The sequence below is a fragment of the Leptospira semungkisensis genome (assembly GCF_004770055.1).
Lineage (GTDB): Bacteria > Spirochaetota > Leptospiria > Leptospirales > Leptospiraceae > Leptospira_B > Leptospira_B semungkisensis.
Window position 1 is genome coordinate 1,551,427 of the sequence record NZ_RQEP01000005.1, and the last position, 16,434, is coordinate 1,567,860.

A 16,434-nucleotide genomic window follows, 5' to 3' on the forward strand; every position below is an offset into this window, starting at 1 on the left:
TAGATGAGCTGGGAAATTCTCATACCTCTTCTTGTTCTTCTTCCTCTTGCAGGTTCCATTCTGAATGCAGCCTTCGGGAGATATTTTCGAGGCAGCGCCGGCATTGTGGGAACTCTTTTCTCCTTTGCTTCTTTCGGAGCGGGGGTGATTGCCTTTTTACAATATCATCCTTTAGAGAACCAGCAGCCTCAGATCGTAAACTTCTTTCCTTGGTTGGAGGTAGGTGCCTTCAAAGTGGATGTGGCTTACCAAGTAGATCAGCTTTCTCTTTTCATGACCTTGATCATTACCGGGATCGGAAGTTTGATCCATCTCTATTCCATCGGTTACATGAAAGGAAATCCTGGAATCGCTCGGTTCTTTTCCTATTTGAATCTTTTCTTATTCGCGATGCTTCATCTGGTACTCGCCGAGAACCTGGTAGTTCTATTCTTCGGTTGGGAAGGAGTAGGACTTTGTTCTTATCTATTGATCGGATTCGATACTCATAAGGAAAACGCGGCTAACGCTAGCATTAAAGCGTTTATCACGAACAGGATCGCGGATCTTGCAATGATCGCCGGGATTGCTCTTACATATTGGTTAGTTGGATCTGTTTCTTTTACGAAGATCGCGGAGAATTTACCTCAGGCAAAATTCTTTCAGCAAGCGTTGCCAATCGTTGCGATCTGTTTCTTTGTAGGCGCGATGGGTAAGTCCGCTCAGTTCCCTTTTCATGTTTGGTTGCCGGACGCGATGGCTGGTCCAACTCCAGTATCTGCATTGATCCATGCGGCTACCATGGTGACTGCTGGATTGTTTTTGATCGCTAGATTGAATTACATTTTTGTATTAGTTCCTCAAGTGGGATTTTGGATCGTTTGCATCGGAACGTTTACTGCGTTCTTTGCTGCAACGATAGGCGTGTATCAGAACGATATCAAAAAAGTCTTAGCTTACTCCACAGTTTCTCAGTTGGGTTATATGTTCGTCGCTATGGGTGCAGGAGCTTATGTGGCTGGACTCTTTCATCTTCTGACACATGCATTCTTTAAAGCGTTACTCTTCTTGGGTTCCGGTTCCGTGATTCACTCTCTTCATGACGAGCAGGATTTAAGAAGAATGGGAGGGCTCAAGTCCCAGATGAAGATCACCTGGTGGACCTTCTTGCTCGGGACCTTGGCGATCGCCGGTGCTCCTCCTTTCAGTGGTTTCTTCTCTAAGGATCTTATATTAGAAAAAGCTTATTTCTTCCATCCTGTGTTCTTTGCCATGGGAGTGGTTACTGCTTTTCTAACGACCTTCTATATGTTCCGTTTGACCCTTCTTGCGTTTACCGGAAAGTCCAAGGTAGCTGCGAATGTGCATCCTCATGAGAGTCCTTGGACCATGACCCTTCCATTGGTTATACTTGCATTGGGAGCAGCGTTCTCCGGATATCTTCTTGTTCCTGAGTCTTTGGGAGGAGTCGATGTTCTGGAAAGATATTTTGCTCCTGTGTTTGCCCAAGGCTTGGGTTATTCCGCTAAGCTTAAGAATTCTCACGTTGCTCTTCATCATTTAGCTCCGAGCGAGGAACTTTTACTCGCTCTTCTTTCCTTGGGAGCGATCCTTTTGGGCTTCGGGATCTACTGGATCTTTTTTGCTAAGAAAGAAAAACTTCCGAGCGACGAGTCTGCTTATACAGGCTGGAGAGCGCTGCCTGCGAATAAATACTATGTGGATGAATTCTTCCAAAACGTATTTGTAGGACCTCTTACTTCGGTTTCCGAATTTTTCTCCGAAGTAGTGGAGAAACGTTGGATCGACACTGTGTTGGTCGGCGCCGGAAGAATTTCCGAAGGAGTGGCTTCGGTCTTGCGTAGGATACAGACCGGAACGGTGGTTGATTACGCTTTTCTGATCGTTCTTGGAACGGTCCTCATCCTTTCTGCATTTCTCTGGAGGGGAATCTAAGTGCCTCAGTATTATTTGAGCATTTTGCTCTTTCTGCCCGTGATCGGGATTCCTTTTGTGTTCTTCTCCAAGAGCGAGAAGTGGATCCGTAGCGTAGCTACGTTATTTACCTTTGCCGTCTTCGGGATGACCATTCCTTTATTATTCGAATATGAGAGAGCCGGCGGAGGTTTCCAATTCGCTCATCATATCTGGAATTTTCTGGATTTTGAATCGGGAGGTTTGGATTACTATGTGGCTGTGGACGGATTCGCACTCTTGTTAGTGACAATGTCCGCTTTGCTCTTCTTCTTCTCCGCTTTATCAGCTTTTTCGAATGTAAAGCATAGGGTGAGAGAATTCTTTATCCTTCTTCTTCTTGTTGAAACTGGAGTGATCGGAGTATTTCTCTCCGTAAACTTAGTTCAATTCTACGTTTTCTGGGAATGGATGGTTCTTCCTTTCACAATCATGGTGGGTGTTTGGGGAGAAGCGGGAAGGATCAAGGCTGCAATGAAGTATCTGATCTTTTCCTTTACCGGATCTGTCTTCATGCTCGCGAGTATTTTGGTATTATATCATTTCACTCACACTTTGGATTTAGAGAAGCTTGCAGTCGCTTCTTTGAATGATATTCCTTCCGATCTTAGATTTTGGTTATTTATAGGATTCAGCTTCGCCTTTGCGATCAAGGTTCCTCTCTTTCCTTTTCATACATGGATGCCGGATGTTCACGAAGAAGCTCCTACAGTGGGTTCGGTGGACTTGGCTGGGATCCTATTGAAGATCGGATTATTCGCTTATGTAAGAGTGGTGATTCCCATCTTCCCACAAGTGTTTTTGGAATATAGAAATTTCTTCGCCGCATTGGCAGTGGCGGGAGTTGTCTACGGCGCGGTAGTCGCTCTTACTCAGAAAAATAGCAAACGACTCGTTGCGTTCTCTTCTCTTTCTCACATGGGCTTTTGCATTCTAGGAATACTTTCTCTCACAGAAGAAGGTGTTGCCGGGGGAATGCTACAGATGGTGAACCACGGATTTACTTCCGGCCTGCTTTTCTTTATATTAGGATTCTTGCATGAACGCACCGGGACGAACGAATTAAGTAAATATTCCGGCCTGGCAAAATCTGCTCCCTTGCTTGCAGCATTTATCGGTCTTGCTGCATTTGCGAGTGCTGGACTTCCAGGAACAAACGGTTTCGTGGGGGAATTCTTAGTATTGATCGGAACCTTTAAATATAGTCTCTTATTCGGAGTTTTAGCGGGAACGGCTGTGATCTTTGCTGCGGGATATATGTTGTACTTCGCTAAGATCTTAGTATTCGGGGAGCCGAATTCTCTCTCTTCGAGTTTAAGTCCTTTGAATTTTAGAGAGAAATTCATTCTGTTTGCAACAGCAGCAATTATTCTCGTTACCGGTGTTTATCCGAAACCTTTGTTAGAATATCTGGCTCCTAGTGCGAGAGTGGTCTTAAACAGCGCTTCTCAACAAGTGTTGAAAGAAAGAGCTTTTGGAGAACAAGAAGGTTCTTTGAAAACAACGCAAAAGAAATATATTAATTATCAGACCTTGGGCGCGAATGTTCTCAGTTATGAGGAACGAATTCCTTCCGGAAGATCTGGTGGGATCCCAGGCAAGAAAACCGTAGCGCAAGAGGCGGAAGAATGAGTTTAATCCCAAGTCCAAACGATCTATTGGCGATTCTCCCGATATTGATCTTATCCGGAGGAGGCATTTTACTCCTTGGAATGCAATTCTTCTTTCAAGGTTCTGAATTCAGGATTATCCGATTCACTTCCGGTTTGATCTTAGTATTTGCATTTGTTTCGTTAATTGCATCTCATTTCTTTTTGCCAGGTGTTGGAAACTACTTCGGCGGACATTATGAGATAGGCAATTTAGGATTCTGGTTCTCCTCTTTGTATCTAATCATGGCTTTTGGAACCATATTGGCTTCTCCAAGAGTATTAGAACAACATAATATGGAATTTCCTGAGTTCTATCCTCTTCTTCTTTTTTCCGTAGTGGGAATGTTCCTAATGACTTCTGGAACGGACACAGTCACGATCTTTGTGGGATTGGAACTTATGAGCGTTTCTCTCTATGTTCTTGTAGGAATGGCGAGAAGCGATGTATTCTCTTTAGAAGCGAGTTTGAAATATTTTCTATTAGGAAGTTTTTCTACAGGATTCTTTCTTCTCGGAATGGCTTTCCTTTTCGGAGGATCAGGGACCACTCATCTGCAAGAATCCTTAAAGCCTCTCTCTATTGCGGGCTTCGAGTCCAATTTTACTAAGATCGGACTTTTGCTTCTTCTGACTGGGATCGCATTTAAGATCGCTTTATTTCCGTATCATTCTTGGACTCCAGATGCGTATGAAGGTGCACTGACTCCTGTCACAGGTTTCATGGCCACCGCTTCCAAGTCTGCGTCCATGGGATTACTCATGGTGGTATTTTCCAAACTTCCAAGCCCAGTCGCAAACGGAGAATGGGCATGGATCATGGGGATCTTGGCTTTTCTGTCCATGACATACGGAAATTTCGTGGCCTTGCAACAGAGCAGCTTAAAAAGGGTATTGGCTTATTCTTCCATTGCTCATGCAGGCTATGTGGTTGCAGGGGTCTCACTCGGCTGTGAGAAGGAAGCGATCTTTTATTTGATTGTGTACTCTTTCATGAGCTTGGGTGCATTTGCACTTCTCTCCTTCTTGGAAGAAGGGGACAAGCATGTTACTTATGAATCCATCGCTGGATTAGCAAAGACCAGGCCTTGGACAAGCTTGGCGTTATTTTTATTCTTCTTATCTCTTGCAGGGATTCCTCCGTTAGGCGGCTTTTGGGCAAAATTATTTTTGTTCCAGAGAATTGCGGATAACGGAAATGCGATCGGAAGATTACTGCTGATCGGCGGGATTGCAAATTCGGCATTGGCTCTATACTACTATGTAAAAGTAGGGATCTCCGCTTATATGAGCTCCACAGACGGAGAGATCTCTCAAGTATCTCCTCCTAAGACAAGTTATGGAGTAGTCTTCGTATCCGCATTCTGTCTGATGGCAGTCGTATTCGGTTGGTATTTCTTACAACCAAAGGATCTCACCAGCTTGAGATTCAATAAATCGGCGGAACTTCGTAAGTAAGAATGAATTTGATCCAAAGATTTTCTTCTTATTTAAAAGACTATTTTACTCCCATTCCTAAGTTTGAAGGAAAGAACGCTCCCTTTCAAGAGGCGATCTATCGTTATTCAAAGCATCGTTCCGAGAAGAATTTAGAAAGATTATCCTCGGAATTGACCAAGGCATATTTTTTGATCCCTTATACGGATCAAAAAGCTCTGGCAAAGAAGTCCAAGCCCAAGAAGAAAGTAGCCGCCAAGAAAAAGAAGAAGACTGTTCCTAAGAACGACGGACCCGAGCCAATTGTTCTACTCTATATCAGCGACGAAAAGGGAAGAGTGTATCTTCCTGCCTTCTCACATCCTTCTGAATCCACGCTTTATTTTGGAAAGGAGACCCAGCTTGCTCCCATCACTGCCAAGGAATTATGGTCCGTTGGCTTGCAGAACAAGGGAGTCTCTGGAGTCGCAATAGACCCTGGTTCTACACTATGGATCCTTTCCAGAGACCATTTAGAAGTCCTTCAAAAAGAAAAGTAAGATCTATATAAAGAAAAAGTAATCCCGTATCACGAAATTCGGCTTATTATTTTATATAAAACGAAATTTTATCTTCGGATCCGTAGCCGCTTCAAATTTGGATTGGAATTCAGAGCGGCCAATCTAATGATTGCTCTATATTAGAGTTTTCTGTTCTATGCCCGCTATCATTCGTTCTGCATCGCGATATTTGGTTCCTTTCTTCGTATTAGGGAATTGTATTATGCTTACCCAAGCAGACTATTCCAAGCTTTCGAACCAAGAGAATCAAACTCCCAGCTTTTACAAAAGGGCAACTTTGCAAGTGATGTATGTGCCCACAAAGAACGATTCCCTCCACCAGTTGGATGAGGAAGAAAATACTGACAGACAAGAAGAATGGAAGAAGATCTTTCTTTCTGCTTGTGAGGATTCTGAGTTGTTTCAGTCAGTTTCTTTCGAAGAGAGGGCAGATATTCAGATCAGAGTGAAGATAGTAGAGCAAGAAGCTGAGAATAGAACGATCGGATATTTTCTTTCTAAAGGATACGGATTTCGTCCGTATAGAGAAGAAGGTAGCTTTTTAGTAAGCACAGACTTTTATGATTCTGAAGGAAACCATTTAGGCTCCGTGGATCTCTCTGAAAAATACGAATACTATTATCAGATCTTCTTTCTGTTCTTAATGCCTTTTTATCTTCCATCTTGGGAATACGATGGTTTGGCACGTTATATGGCTGCCTATACGTTGCAAACAGCCCGGTCTCAGGGAATTTTCAAGAAACCTTCTTCTTCATCGAAGAAAGAAAAGAACTAAATATCCTTTAAATATAATATCTAAAGAAGTCTAGCCAGAGCCCTCCGAGGATCAGATTGCTAAACGCAAACACTGCTAATCTATGATATACATTATTGTAAGTAAGATGGACCACGCTATGCAGGATCCTCAGGAATACGTAGATCCAAGCAAGACCTAGGCTTAGTGAATCGGTTCTGTCCGTTAAGAAATGGATTACGCAGATCAAATAGAAAAGGGTAGGAACCTCTAAAAGATTCATATAATTGCGATTTACCACCACTACCCAATCTGGAACTCTCTTGGATTCTCCGAATTTAAAATCCTTGGCAGTGACCATTCCTTTGAAACCAGCATAGAAACGTCGAATCGGGACTTGTACCAACACGAAAAAGGTCAATAAGGCTAACGCACCAATGGGAAATAACCAAAGTTCTTTTTGCATATTTCTTTTTCCTTCTAACGAATCTCAATTAAAAGACACAGAATTTCCTTATATCTCTTGAGAACTGGAAATTAATTTTCATTGACTAGCTTTTGTTTTTCACTAGTTTGTAAGACTCTTTTCCGATCGTCTTATCTTACTGCGTTTAAAAATGCAAGAGTATCTTGAAAAGTTCGTTTATGATTGGCTGAAAACGGATCGGGATTTTTTCGATTGCATGTTGAACTTTGGCCAGGACGGAGTCTGGGCTAGAAACTTAAACAAACAGAATCATCTTTGGATCAATCCTAAACTTAAATCCCTTCTTGGTTGGGCCAAAGTAAAAGACCAGGAAGCAGCTCTTAACTGGAATAAAATTCTCTCTCCTCAAGATCTAGAAACTGTAGATCATTGCCTCTCTCAGAGCAAGGAAACCTCTCTTCTTACTCTACACTATCAGCATTCTACTGGTTCGATTCTCACTGCAAGCACCAAGATCCTTTTTCATTCTCTGGATGGAGAACGAATCTGTGTAGGACTTCTGAACCTAAAAAACGATCAGGAGCCCGACAATCGTTCCAAGAAGAGAGATATAGATTTTCTATTTCTTGCGAATAATCTTCCTTCTTTGATCGGTTATTGGGATGCGAATCAACTCAATCGAGCTGCAAATGATGCCTATTTGGATTGGCTCGGTATCGGGATGAATGATATCAGTGGTATGCACATTAAGGATGTGCTCGGAGAAGAACTCTATCGCCAAAACCTTCCGCACATCGAGAGAGCTTTGAAAGGAGAAAGGCAGATCTTTGAAAGAGCCATCCCTTATACAGATGGAAGGCCAACGAGATACGCGCTAACATATTACGTTCCTGATATATTGGACGGAAAGGTAGTCGGATTCTCCGTTATATCCAACGATGTCTCCGAGATACGTAATACGAAACTGGAACTGATTCGAGCAAAAGAGCAACTCGAAAAAACAAATCGAGTCGCGAAGGTCGGTGGCTGGGAAATCAATTTCGAAGAGAATACTCGTTATTGGTCCGATGTAGCAAAGGAGATCTGCGAGGTTACAGAAAGCGAAGTCTCCGATGCGGAGGGAATGATCCGGATCTATTCGGAAGGAAATTGTAGGACAAAGATTGCGGAAGCGATCCGAAATGCGGTGAGCAAGGGACTTTCTTGGGACTTGGAATTGCAGATCCAAAATAGGAAAGGAATATTGAAATGGGTCCGCACTGTTGGGCAATCCGATTTCGAGAAAGGCAAATGCAAAAGATTATTCGGAATTATACAGGACATAGATGAACGTAAGACAGTGGAGATGGCGAATCTTCGTTTAGCAAGGATCGTAGAATCTTCTGATGACGCGATTATCGGAAGAGACTTGGAGGATAAGATCATTTCTTGGAATCCAGGTGCGGAGAAGATCTTCGGTTATTTTGCAAGTGAGGTGATCGGTACTCCGATCCAAACTCTTATCCCGAGAGAATCGGTGGCAGAAGAAAGCGGCAGTGAAGCCAGAATGATGAGAGGAAGGGAAACCGTTCAATACGAAGCAATCCGAAAAGGAAGAGACGGTCGTCTCATCGAGATGTCCATCTCGCTTTCTCCTATGTTCGATTCTTTGGGAAGGATGATCGGTTCCTCCGAGATAGGAAGGGATATTGGCGAAAGAAGAAAGATCCAGGAATCCTTTCAGAGTGCATTTGAATATTCTTCTACCGGTATGGCTATCCTCGATCCAGAAGGAAGATGGCTGAAAGTAAACGACAATCTAGTCGATCTGCTCGGATACGAAAGAGAAGAATTATATAATCTTACGTTTAAGGATATTACTCATCCAGAAGATCTTAAAAAGGATCTGATCTTATTGCAGGAGATGATAGACGGAAAGAGATCCGGATATCATTTAGAAAAACGTTATATTACGAAAAATGGGGATGTGATCTGGATCCTTTTATCCGCCTCTGTGGTAAAAGGAGCGGATGGTAAACCAATTCAGTATATCGCTCAGATCATGGATATCGACGATATCAAGAAGACTGAGGAACAACTTCGTCACGCTAAAGAATTACTAGAACAAACCAGTAAGCTTGTCCGAGTTGGTGCTTGGGATTTGGATCTCAAGAATAGCGTAGCTACTTGGTCAGCGGTAACGAAAGAGATGCACGAGGTTCCTCCCGATTACGAGCCTTCTTTAGAAGGTGGATTGAATTTCGTAAAAGAAGGGGAGAGTCGAACTAAGGTCATCGATGCAATCCAAGCCTTGATCAAGGAAGGAATTCCTTACGATATAGAGATGCAATTGGTCACTGCAAAAGGAAATGAACTTTGGGTCCGTTCCGTTGCGGGTGCAGAATTCGAAGACGGAGTTTGCGTTCGTATCTTTGGCGCTATTTCGGATATAGACGAAAGAAAGAAAGCAGAGTTGGAACTCTTTAAGGAAAGATCCAGACTTCTCGCCTTTGTTGAGCACGCTCCCGCTGCAGTTGCGATGTTTGATACTGAAATCCGCTATATTGCGGTAAGCCAAAGATGGTTGTCCGAGTATCATCTACCCGGAAGAAACCTAGTTGGACTTTCTCATTATGAGGTCTTTTCGAATATCTCGGATGAGTGGAAGGCGATCCATCAAAGATGTCTCCAAGGAGAGGTAATCAAGAACGATGAAAATGTCTGGAGGCCGGAAGGTTGGGATCATGATCAATACCTTCGCTGGGAAGTGAGGCCTTGGTATCAGATGGATGGTTCCGTGGGCGGAATCATGATGTTTACTCAGGACATTACGGAAAGTTGTTTGCAAAGAGAAGAGCTGAAGAAAGCAAAACTTCTAGCAGAACAGGCAAACAAAGCCAAGTCCGATTTCTTGGCAAATATGAGCCACGAGATCAGAACTCCTTTGAACGGGATTATAGGATTCACGGATCTTCTTTTAAGGACGTCCTTGGACGAGAGCCAGCAACAGTATATGATGACAGTCTTTCAATCTGCGGAATCTTTATTAGATATTATTAATGATATTCTGGATTTCTCCAAGATAGAAGCAGGTAAACTAGAGCTTTCTTATGAGAAGACGAATCTATTCGATCTATGTAGCCAGATCGTAAATATGATACGTGTCCAAGCGGAGAAGAAGGGCCTTCAACTTATAGTCAGCATAGCTCCCGAAGTGCCTAAATTTGTAAAAGCGGATAGCATTCGGCTCAGGCAGATTATTCTAAATCTATTCAGTAACGCAGTTAAATTTACGGAAGAAGGAACCATAGAATTCAAAGTAGAAGTCTTGAAGAAGATCTCCCAAACGGAATTTGATTTTAGATTCTCTGTGAACGACACCGGAATCGGTATCGCTTCGGACAGTAGAGAGAAGATCTTCGAAGCATTCTCCCAAGGTGATGTGTCCACGACTCGCAGATTCGGGGGAACAGGATTGGGATTAACAATCTCGAATAAACTTCTCTATATGATGGGAAGTGAATTGCATTTGGAGAGTGAGATCGGCAAAGGAAGCTGCTTTTATTTCGATCTAAAACTTTCAAAAATGGAAGACTCTGGAAATGAAGTGGTCGTTCCAGTTATTCTTCATAGCGGAGAAAGTTCGAAACAGGCAGAGTCTATCGAAATGTCTCAGAAATCTTTCGAGAACAAGGCGGTTACAGTTCTTATTGCGGAGGACAACTCCGTGAATATGATGCTTGCTACAAATATAGTAAAGCGTATCCTTCCGAATGCAAAATGCATAGAGGCACCGAACGGCAAGGAAGCGGTCAAGAAATACGAGTCCGAAAAACCGGATATAGTCTTCATGGACATACAGATGCCGGAGATGAACGGATATGAGGCTACACAATATATTAGAAAATTAGAAAATTCTGGAGGACACATTCCTATTATAGCTGTGACAGCGGGTATTGTTTCAGGCGAAAGAGAAAAATGTTTAGATGCCGGAATGGACGATTATATGAGTAAGCCTGCAGTAAAAGCCGACTTTGCCAAGATGATCTATAAATGGCTTAGCTGATCTAAGACCAATTTCAATCAATGTTTCGATCAAGAGCCAGGTCTCTTTAGTTTCATGAAAGACCAGTAGGTCCAGGATCTAAGAAGCCATTCCATGGGTCCGAGAGAGAAAAATCGGTCCCAAAGTGCCGAAAAACCAACCCAAAAAATCCAGATCGGAACCGAAAGCAATAGCACGATATAGCTTCCTAATTGATCGAAATATCCTAAGCCCCAACCGCAAAAGATCCAAGTGCAGACCAAGGATTCACCCAGATAACTGGTTAAGGACAATCTTCCGGCAGTCTCAAACCATGGTTTGTCCGCCAAACTTTTAGAAGACGCATAATAATTTCCTAATATATAAACGTAGCAGAAAGTAAGTGCGGGAGCGCTGATCGGATCCAAGCAAACTAAAAAGAATTTCAGGGACTTATTCAAGTCTTCTGGAAAAACATGGCGAGAATGGAGAGTATAGAGTAAGTTCCCGAGCACTCCTAATATAAGCATCCAAGGGAAATATTTACTTAGAAAGAGTCTTGCTTCTCCCCAATCAGCAAATATGGATTTCTTTGCCGCCGCTAAACCAAGAGAGAACATTGCCAAGATCGAAGGCCATTGGTATAAAACCAAAAATCGAAAAGAGGAAAATGTTTCCTTAGATCTTTGGATCGCATTCTCCCAGAAACTTCCCAGATACGCCTTTCTTGTTTCTTCTAAGATCTGGGTCAGATGATTTGCGAGAAAGGCTCTAAAGGAATCTTCGGCAGCAAATAAAACAATTCTTCCTGCAATTGCAAGCAATAGACAGAGGAAAGAAAAACGCAATAACCAGATCGGGCTCTTCTTTCTTAAAAACCATAACGCGATCCCTAATATTCCGTAGGAGAATAGTATATCTCCTAAGAATAAAAAAATCCCATGCAGGATCCCTAATATGATTAAAGCAAAGATCCTTCTGAAATACTCGAAGTTTGCTTTCGAACTCTCACTCGAGTCCATTTGCATCGAGAATCCGTAGCCGAATAGAAATGAAAATAGAACATAAAACTTAGATTCGAAAAAGAACGCTACGATCCAGGAGCCTATGGAGTCCAGAAGAGTAGAGTTCTCATGCAAGGAAGCTACAAGAAACATCGGCTTAGAAAAATAAGGAAGATTGACTACCAATATTCCGAAAAGAGCAAAACCCCTTAAGAAATCTATAAAGCCGATCCTTTTGTGCGTGATCATACGAATCAGTGAATCCTTTCTTTGGACTTTCTCCAAGTAATTTTGGGACCGGAATTCTTTCAAAAATGTCGGAAGCCGGATTCTTTTGGAGAATACATCTTTCCTTCGTACGAATAACGGACATGAGGAGACTCTCCTTGGCTCAGGCTCTTAACGGAGCCGATCTGTCGGATAGAAATTCCTTCCCAGGCCTGAGGCAATTCTTCGGGAGAAAGAAACAGTAACTCTAGCTCTTCTCCGGAGGTTAGGATCCCTTCTATTCCGATCGATTCTTTAACTCCGATTTCAAAGGGAAGCTGGTCCAATTCTATTTCGATAAGAACCCCGGAAGATTTAGCGAGTTTGAAGGCGTCCTGTTTTAGTCCGTCGGTTAGGTCCATTCCCGCATGGATACGTTTATTAGAATATAAGGATTTGCTTAAGTCCAATCTGGCCTTTGGTCGAAGGTGTCTGTTTAACGCGATCTCTCTTAGCTGTGGAGACAAGGAAAGATGAGCACCTTCTAATATCTTGTAGCCTAATAAGGAAGCGCCTATATGACCGCTGAGATACAATTTGTCTCCCGGCTTTCCTCCTTTTCGATCTAAAGGAGAATTTGATTTGCCGAGTAGGGTTAATGCAAGATTTAACTCCTGGGTCCTATATGTATCTCCTCCACAAAGCTCGATATTATAGGATAATAATGCCTTCTTAAACGATTCTACAAAAGGCTCTAAGAATTCTTTGCGATTGCAAGAAGGAGAAAGTCCAAAATTGAAAAACGCTTTTTCGGGGATTCCATTTGCAGCTGCGATATCCGAAACGTTCACTTCTACCAATTTGTTTGCCAAATCTTGGGGACGACTCCAATCCAAACGAAAATGTGTCCCTTCTACGATCGTGTCCGTAGTGATCAGATTTCCGTTTTCATCCGAATAACAGTCGTTTTCCTGTTCCTTCCCCGGAGGATAAAGAGAGGAGATAAGTTCTTCTTCGTTCAAACTGTTTCCTTTTTAGATCCTTTTCTAAAAATCTTGACTTTGTTTTCTTTCAACCTCAGTATAAGGCTATGAAAGTTCGTATAAATTCTTTTTACTTCCGAATTCTAAGCGTAAGTCTTTTCTTAGCATTCATTTTAGCCGGGCCTTGGCAATCCAAAACGTTTGCTGCAGATACTTCTTGCAAGTATTCGGTAGTAGCCGAGCAAACCAGTCTGGAGTGGAAGGCTTTTAAGTTTACCGAAAAAACCGGAGTGGGCGGTAAGTTCACTAAGGTAAGTATTTCAGGGACCAAGCCAGGAGATTCCGTTACACATGCCTTGAAGGGTTTAAAATTTTCCTTAGAGCCGATCGATCTAGATAGCGGGAATGCGGAGAGAGATCCTAAGATCAAGGGAGCTTTCTTTGGAAATCTAAAGGCAAACGGAAAGATTTCCGGTTCTCTTTCTTCCGTAAGCTTGGATGCAGATCAAAAATCGGGCAAGGGAGTGATCCAGTTGACCTTAAATGGAGTGACTAAAGCTCTTCCTCTTCAGTTTACATTAGAAAATGGAAATATACTGAACGTTAAGGGTTCCTTGGATCTGAATCATTGGAAGGCTGGTGCAGCGTTAAAAGCACTAAATGATATTTGTAAGGACTTGCATACGAGCAAGGACGGTAAATCCGTTCTTTGGCCGGATGTTGAGATCACAATTAAATCCGAATTAAAGAAGGATTGTAAGTAAGATCGATCAACCGCCTGAAGAACTGAGAGGATGATAGCATAGGCAAAGAACTCTATGAGATTCGCTGCAAGAGGCGCTATTGACATTGAACCAACTGCCGACGGCAGAAATGGTTGTGCTTCCGACCGCTCCATTGTAAGCCCCTGTGTTATCTCCTCCATCGTTGCAGGTGTCGGATGAAACGCTTCCGGAGCCGTCCGAAAAGCTCCAATACAATTGGCCACCGATGCCAAGGCCTGCCGCAGATAAGGACATTTTCAGATCCGAAGCAAATAGAGTAGATAGATCGTCAGCGATGATGCCTCCCTTGGGGCCTCGCACTGGTGTTCCTGTATAAGGAATATCCGCATAGAACGTATTGATTGCGTTGAATGAAACCAAGGAAGTGGAGACCATCGGTGCCACTTTAGAGCAACCCAGATCGATGATCGGAGCCAGAAGTTTGTCTCTTCCGCAAATCACACTCAAGCTAGAATCCAAAGCTCCCGCACCAAGAATGGACAAGTTGCCTTGGTAACTGGTAGAAGTAGGATATACGTACACTCCAGAGGGCGCGGAGAATAAGGACAGTACCTGTTGTGCCGAATTGCAACCTCTGTCTTGGCTAGAACATGTTTTTTCCGACAAACATCCCTGCGATACAAATGAAAAAAGAATAAGTGCAAGGATTCGAAGCTTCATATCCGCAGTATCGTATTTATGTAAATTGTTCGGCAAGAAATTAACGCACTTACCTCTCTGGAAAATATAATGAAGAGCAGCAGATTGGTCGCTTTTCAGTGACCACGGCTCTTAAGGAATAGATTCTAAGTTAAAATCCTTCAATATACTAATTTATGAATGTTTCATACTGATTACTAAGATCCGTCCGTTGCAAGGATCATTCTGCTTGACGTATTCTTCTCGCTTTTGCATCTCAATGTTATGCGACGTACCCTGACCAGAAGTTTCAGAATTACAATTTTACTTCTTCTATTCTATTTTCCGATCGGGATTTTTGCCCAGCAGACAATTCTACTCAGAAGTGGGGGAAAGGTCGTGGGATCTGTCGTAGGTCAGAACGAGAGAAGTATTACAGTTCAGACGGACATCGGTAAGAAAAATATCAGCAAACGAGATATTTTAAGAATTATTTATAAAGATGTTACTAAAGAAGAAGAAAAGAAGATTCGCCAAGAAGAAGAAAAGAAGCTTCAGGAAAACCCTCAGCAAAAAATAGAGGAACCGATCATTATTATAGAACCTCCGAAGGCGGAAATTCCTCCCAGAAGTCGTTGGAGTGTAGTTTGGAGATCCGCAGTACTCCCAGGTTGGGGCCAATATTATGCGGAAAATAAGAGCGAAGGAATTTGGACTGGGAGCATTTTCTTAGGATCATTGGCTTTGGCCGCTGCTACCAGAGTAGAGGCAGCATCCGCTAAGAAAACCTATGACGATGCAGTTTCTAAAACCAGCACCACAGGCACATACATCTACGGAGGAGGTTTGGCGAATTACTTCCTTTATACCCAAGTTCCTCATGCCAGATCCGAATACCACAATGCCGTGGAGCATTATAATGAGGCTATTTATGTTTTGGGCGCAGTTTACCTGACCCAGCTTGTACGTAGCTATATTTTAGGCGGTAATTGGGCGAGTCAGGCGGATGCACCGGTTACCTGGGGAGTCAATCCCAAGCCGGATCTGATTTCCGGAAGGATGGGTTGGGGAGCCGAGGCCAGGCTCTTGGTCCGCTTCTAAGACTGGATTTGTCTTCTTGTCTAAATTTCCTTGACCCATTAGGCCGGTACGCGAAATTGGCCTATACAGGACGTTTTTTCACATGCCAATCGTATCTAAACCGCATAGAACTCCTTCCTTGAAAAAGGAACAAGCCAACAAGGCTTGGTATGTAGTGGACGCAGAAGGTAAGACCTTAGGCCGTCTCGCTTCGGAGATCGCTCATAGACTTCGCGGTAAGCATAAACCTACTTTTACTCCGAACGTGGATTGCGGAGATAATATCATTGTTATCAATGCTGCTAAAGTAGCAGTAACCGGAAGCAAGGAAACTCAAAAGGAATATTTCCATCACTCTCGTTATCCGGGCGGGATGACTGCAACTACTCTTCAAAACATGAGAGTAAAGCATCCTGAAAAAATCCTTTATGAAGCCGTAAAAGGAATGCTTCCAAAAAGCAAACTCGGAGCAGAAATGCTGACTCATTTCAGGATCTTCCCTGGAAACGAGCATAACCTCGGCGCACAAAAGCCGGTTAAACTGGAACTCTAGGAGAATATTAGAATATGGCAAGCGCCAAGGAAATCTGGGCAGTAGGTCGTCGTAAGAACGCAATCGCCCGCGTAAAATTGAAAGAAGGTTCCGGCAAAATTGTAATCAATGATAGAGATTACAAAGACTATCTGCAAAATAGCCGTTCTAATATTAAAGAAGCTATAACTGCTCTAACTCTGATGAACGTTACTGAAAAGTTCGATCTGAAAGTAAACGTTTCTGGAGGAGGAATTATCGGGCAAGTTGGCGCTATCCGTCACGCTCTTGCGAGAGTGATCTGCCGCTATAATCCTGAGTTTAGAGCCACTGTTAAAAAAGAAGGTCTTCTTACTCGTGACCCTCGTATGGTGGAACGCAAGAAATACGGTCTACACAAAGCGCGTAGAGGAACCCAGTTCTCTAAACGATAAACTTCGTTTTTTAGATCTGTTTTTGGGAA

The 16,434-nt window shown here is 42.9% G+C and carries 14 protein-coding genes; 10 read left to right on the forward strand and 4 right to left on the reverse strand.

What is annotated here, in order from left to right; all coding sequences use genetic code 11:
- Window positions 1-3 precede the first annotated feature (3 nt).
- The 5 genes from nuoL to EHO59_RS07460 all read left to right on the forward strand — a co-directional run bounded on the left by nuoL (window position 4) and on the right by EHO59_RS07460 (window position 6,374).
- Window positions 4-1,935 (forward strand): NADH-quinone oxidoreductase subunit L, encoded by a 1,932-nt coding sequence (gene nuoL, locus EHO59_RS07440; RefSeq protein ID WP_135586231.1) that lies wholly within the window; start codon window positions 4-6, stop codon window positions 1,933-1,935.
- Complete coding sequence (locus tag EHO59_RS07445; protein ID WP_135586233.1) at window positions 1,936-3,585, forward strand: complex I subunit 4 family protein; 1,650 nt, start codon at window positions 1,936-1,938, stop codon at window positions 3,583-3,585.
- Entirely contained in the window at window positions 3,582-5,060 is a 1,479-nt protein-coding gene (locus EHO59_RS07450; protein WP_135586235.1) for an NADH-quinone oxidoreductase subunit N, read from the forward strand. The genes EHO59_RS07445 and EHO59_RS07450 overlap by 4 nt, the downstream gene beginning before the upstream one ends.
- A 2-nt stretch (window positions 5,061-5,062) precedes the next feature.
- Complete coding sequence (locus EHO59_RS07455) at window positions 5,063-5,578, forward strand: SseB family protein (protein ID WP_135586237.1); 516 nt, start codon at window positions 5,063-5,065, stop codon at window positions 5,576-5,578.
- 157 nt (window positions 5,579-5,735) lie between these two features.
- Window positions 5,736-6,374 (forward strand): hypothetical protein, encoded by a 639-nt coding sequence (locus EHO59_RS07460; protein WP_135586239.1) that lies wholly within the window; start codon window positions 5,736-5,738, stop codon window positions 6,372-6,374.
- Window positions 6,375-6,381: 7 nt separating this feature from the next.
- Here EHO59_RS07460 and EHO59_RS07465 read toward each other — a convergent pair whose 3' ends face one another.
- Window positions 6,382-6,798 (reverse strand): MAPEG family protein, encoded by a 417-nt coding sequence (locus tag EHO59_RS07465; RefSeq protein ID WP_135586241.1) that lies wholly within the window; start codon window positions 6,796-6,798, stop codon window positions 6,382-6,384.
- A 151-nt stretch (window positions 6,799-6,949) separates the two neighbouring features.
- On the opposite strand from EHO59_RS07465, the gene EHO59_RS07470 reads away from it, so the two are divergent.
- Entirely contained in the window at window positions 6,950-10,804 is a 3,855-nt protein-coding gene (locus EHO59_RS07470) for a PAS domain S-box protein (RefSeq protein ID WP_135586243.1), read from the forward strand.
- Between the two features lie 29 nt (window positions 10,805-10,833).
- Here EHO59_RS07470 and EHO59_RS07475 read toward each other — a convergent pair whose 3' ends face one another.
- Entirely contained in the window at window positions 10,834-12,015 is a 1,182-nt protein-coding gene (locus tag EHO59_RS07475; protein ID WP_135586245.1) for a DUF418 domain-containing protein, read from the reverse strand.
- Window positions 12,016-12,074: 59 nt separating this feature from the next.
- Entirely contained in the window at window positions 12,075-12,995 is a 921-nt protein-coding gene (gene thiL / locus EHO59_RS07480; protein ID WP_135586247.1) for a thiamine-phosphate kinase, read from the reverse strand.
- A gap of 101 nt (window positions 12,996-13,096) precedes the next feature.
- On the opposite strand from thiL, the gene EHO59_RS07485 reads away from it, so the two are divergent.
- Window positions 13,097-13,720: a YceI family protein gene (locus EHO59_RS07485; protein WP_425460220.1), complete on the forward strand. Its 624-nt coding sequence runs from the start codon at window positions 13,097-13,099 to the stop codon at window positions 13,718-13,720.
- 6 nt (window positions 13,721-13,726) lie between these two features.
- Here EHO59_RS07485 and EHO59_RS07490 read toward each other — a convergent pair whose 3' ends face one another.
- Window positions 13,727-14,347 carry a hypothetical protein gene (locus EHO59_RS07490; RefSeq protein WP_246052686.1) on the reverse strand — a complete coding sequence of 207 codons (621 nt, stop codon included), beginning with the start codon at window positions 14,345-14,347 and terminating at the stop codon, window positions 13,727-13,729.
- 297 nt (window positions 14,348-14,644) lie between these two features.
- On the opposite strand from EHO59_RS07490, the gene EHO59_RS07495 reads away from it, so the two are divergent.
- The 3 genes from EHO59_RS07495 (at window position 14,645) to rpsI (ending at window position 16,405) form a co-directional block, all read left to right on the forward strand.
- Window positions 14,645-15,460 carry an LA_0442/LA_0875 N-terminal domain-containing protein gene (locus tag EHO59_RS07495; protein ID WP_246052688.1) on the forward strand — a complete coding sequence of 272 codons (816 nt, stop codon included), beginning with the start codon at window positions 14,645-14,647 and terminating at the stop codon, window positions 15,458-15,460.
- 82 nt (window positions 15,461-15,542) lie between these two features.
- Window positions 15,543-15,992: a 50S ribosomal protein L13 gene (gene rplM / locus EHO59_RS07500; protein ID WP_135586260.1), complete on the forward strand. Its 450-nt coding sequence runs from the start codon at window positions 15,543-15,545 to the stop codon at window positions 15,990-15,992.
- Between the two features lie 14 nt (window positions 15,993-16,006).
- Window positions 16,007-16,405: a 30S ribosomal protein S9 gene (gene rpsI / locus EHO59_RS07505; RefSeq protein WP_135586262.1), complete on the forward strand. Its 399-nt coding sequence runs from the start codon at window positions 16,007-16,009 to the stop codon at window positions 16,403-16,405.
- Window positions 16,406-16,434 lie beyond the last annotated feature (29 nt).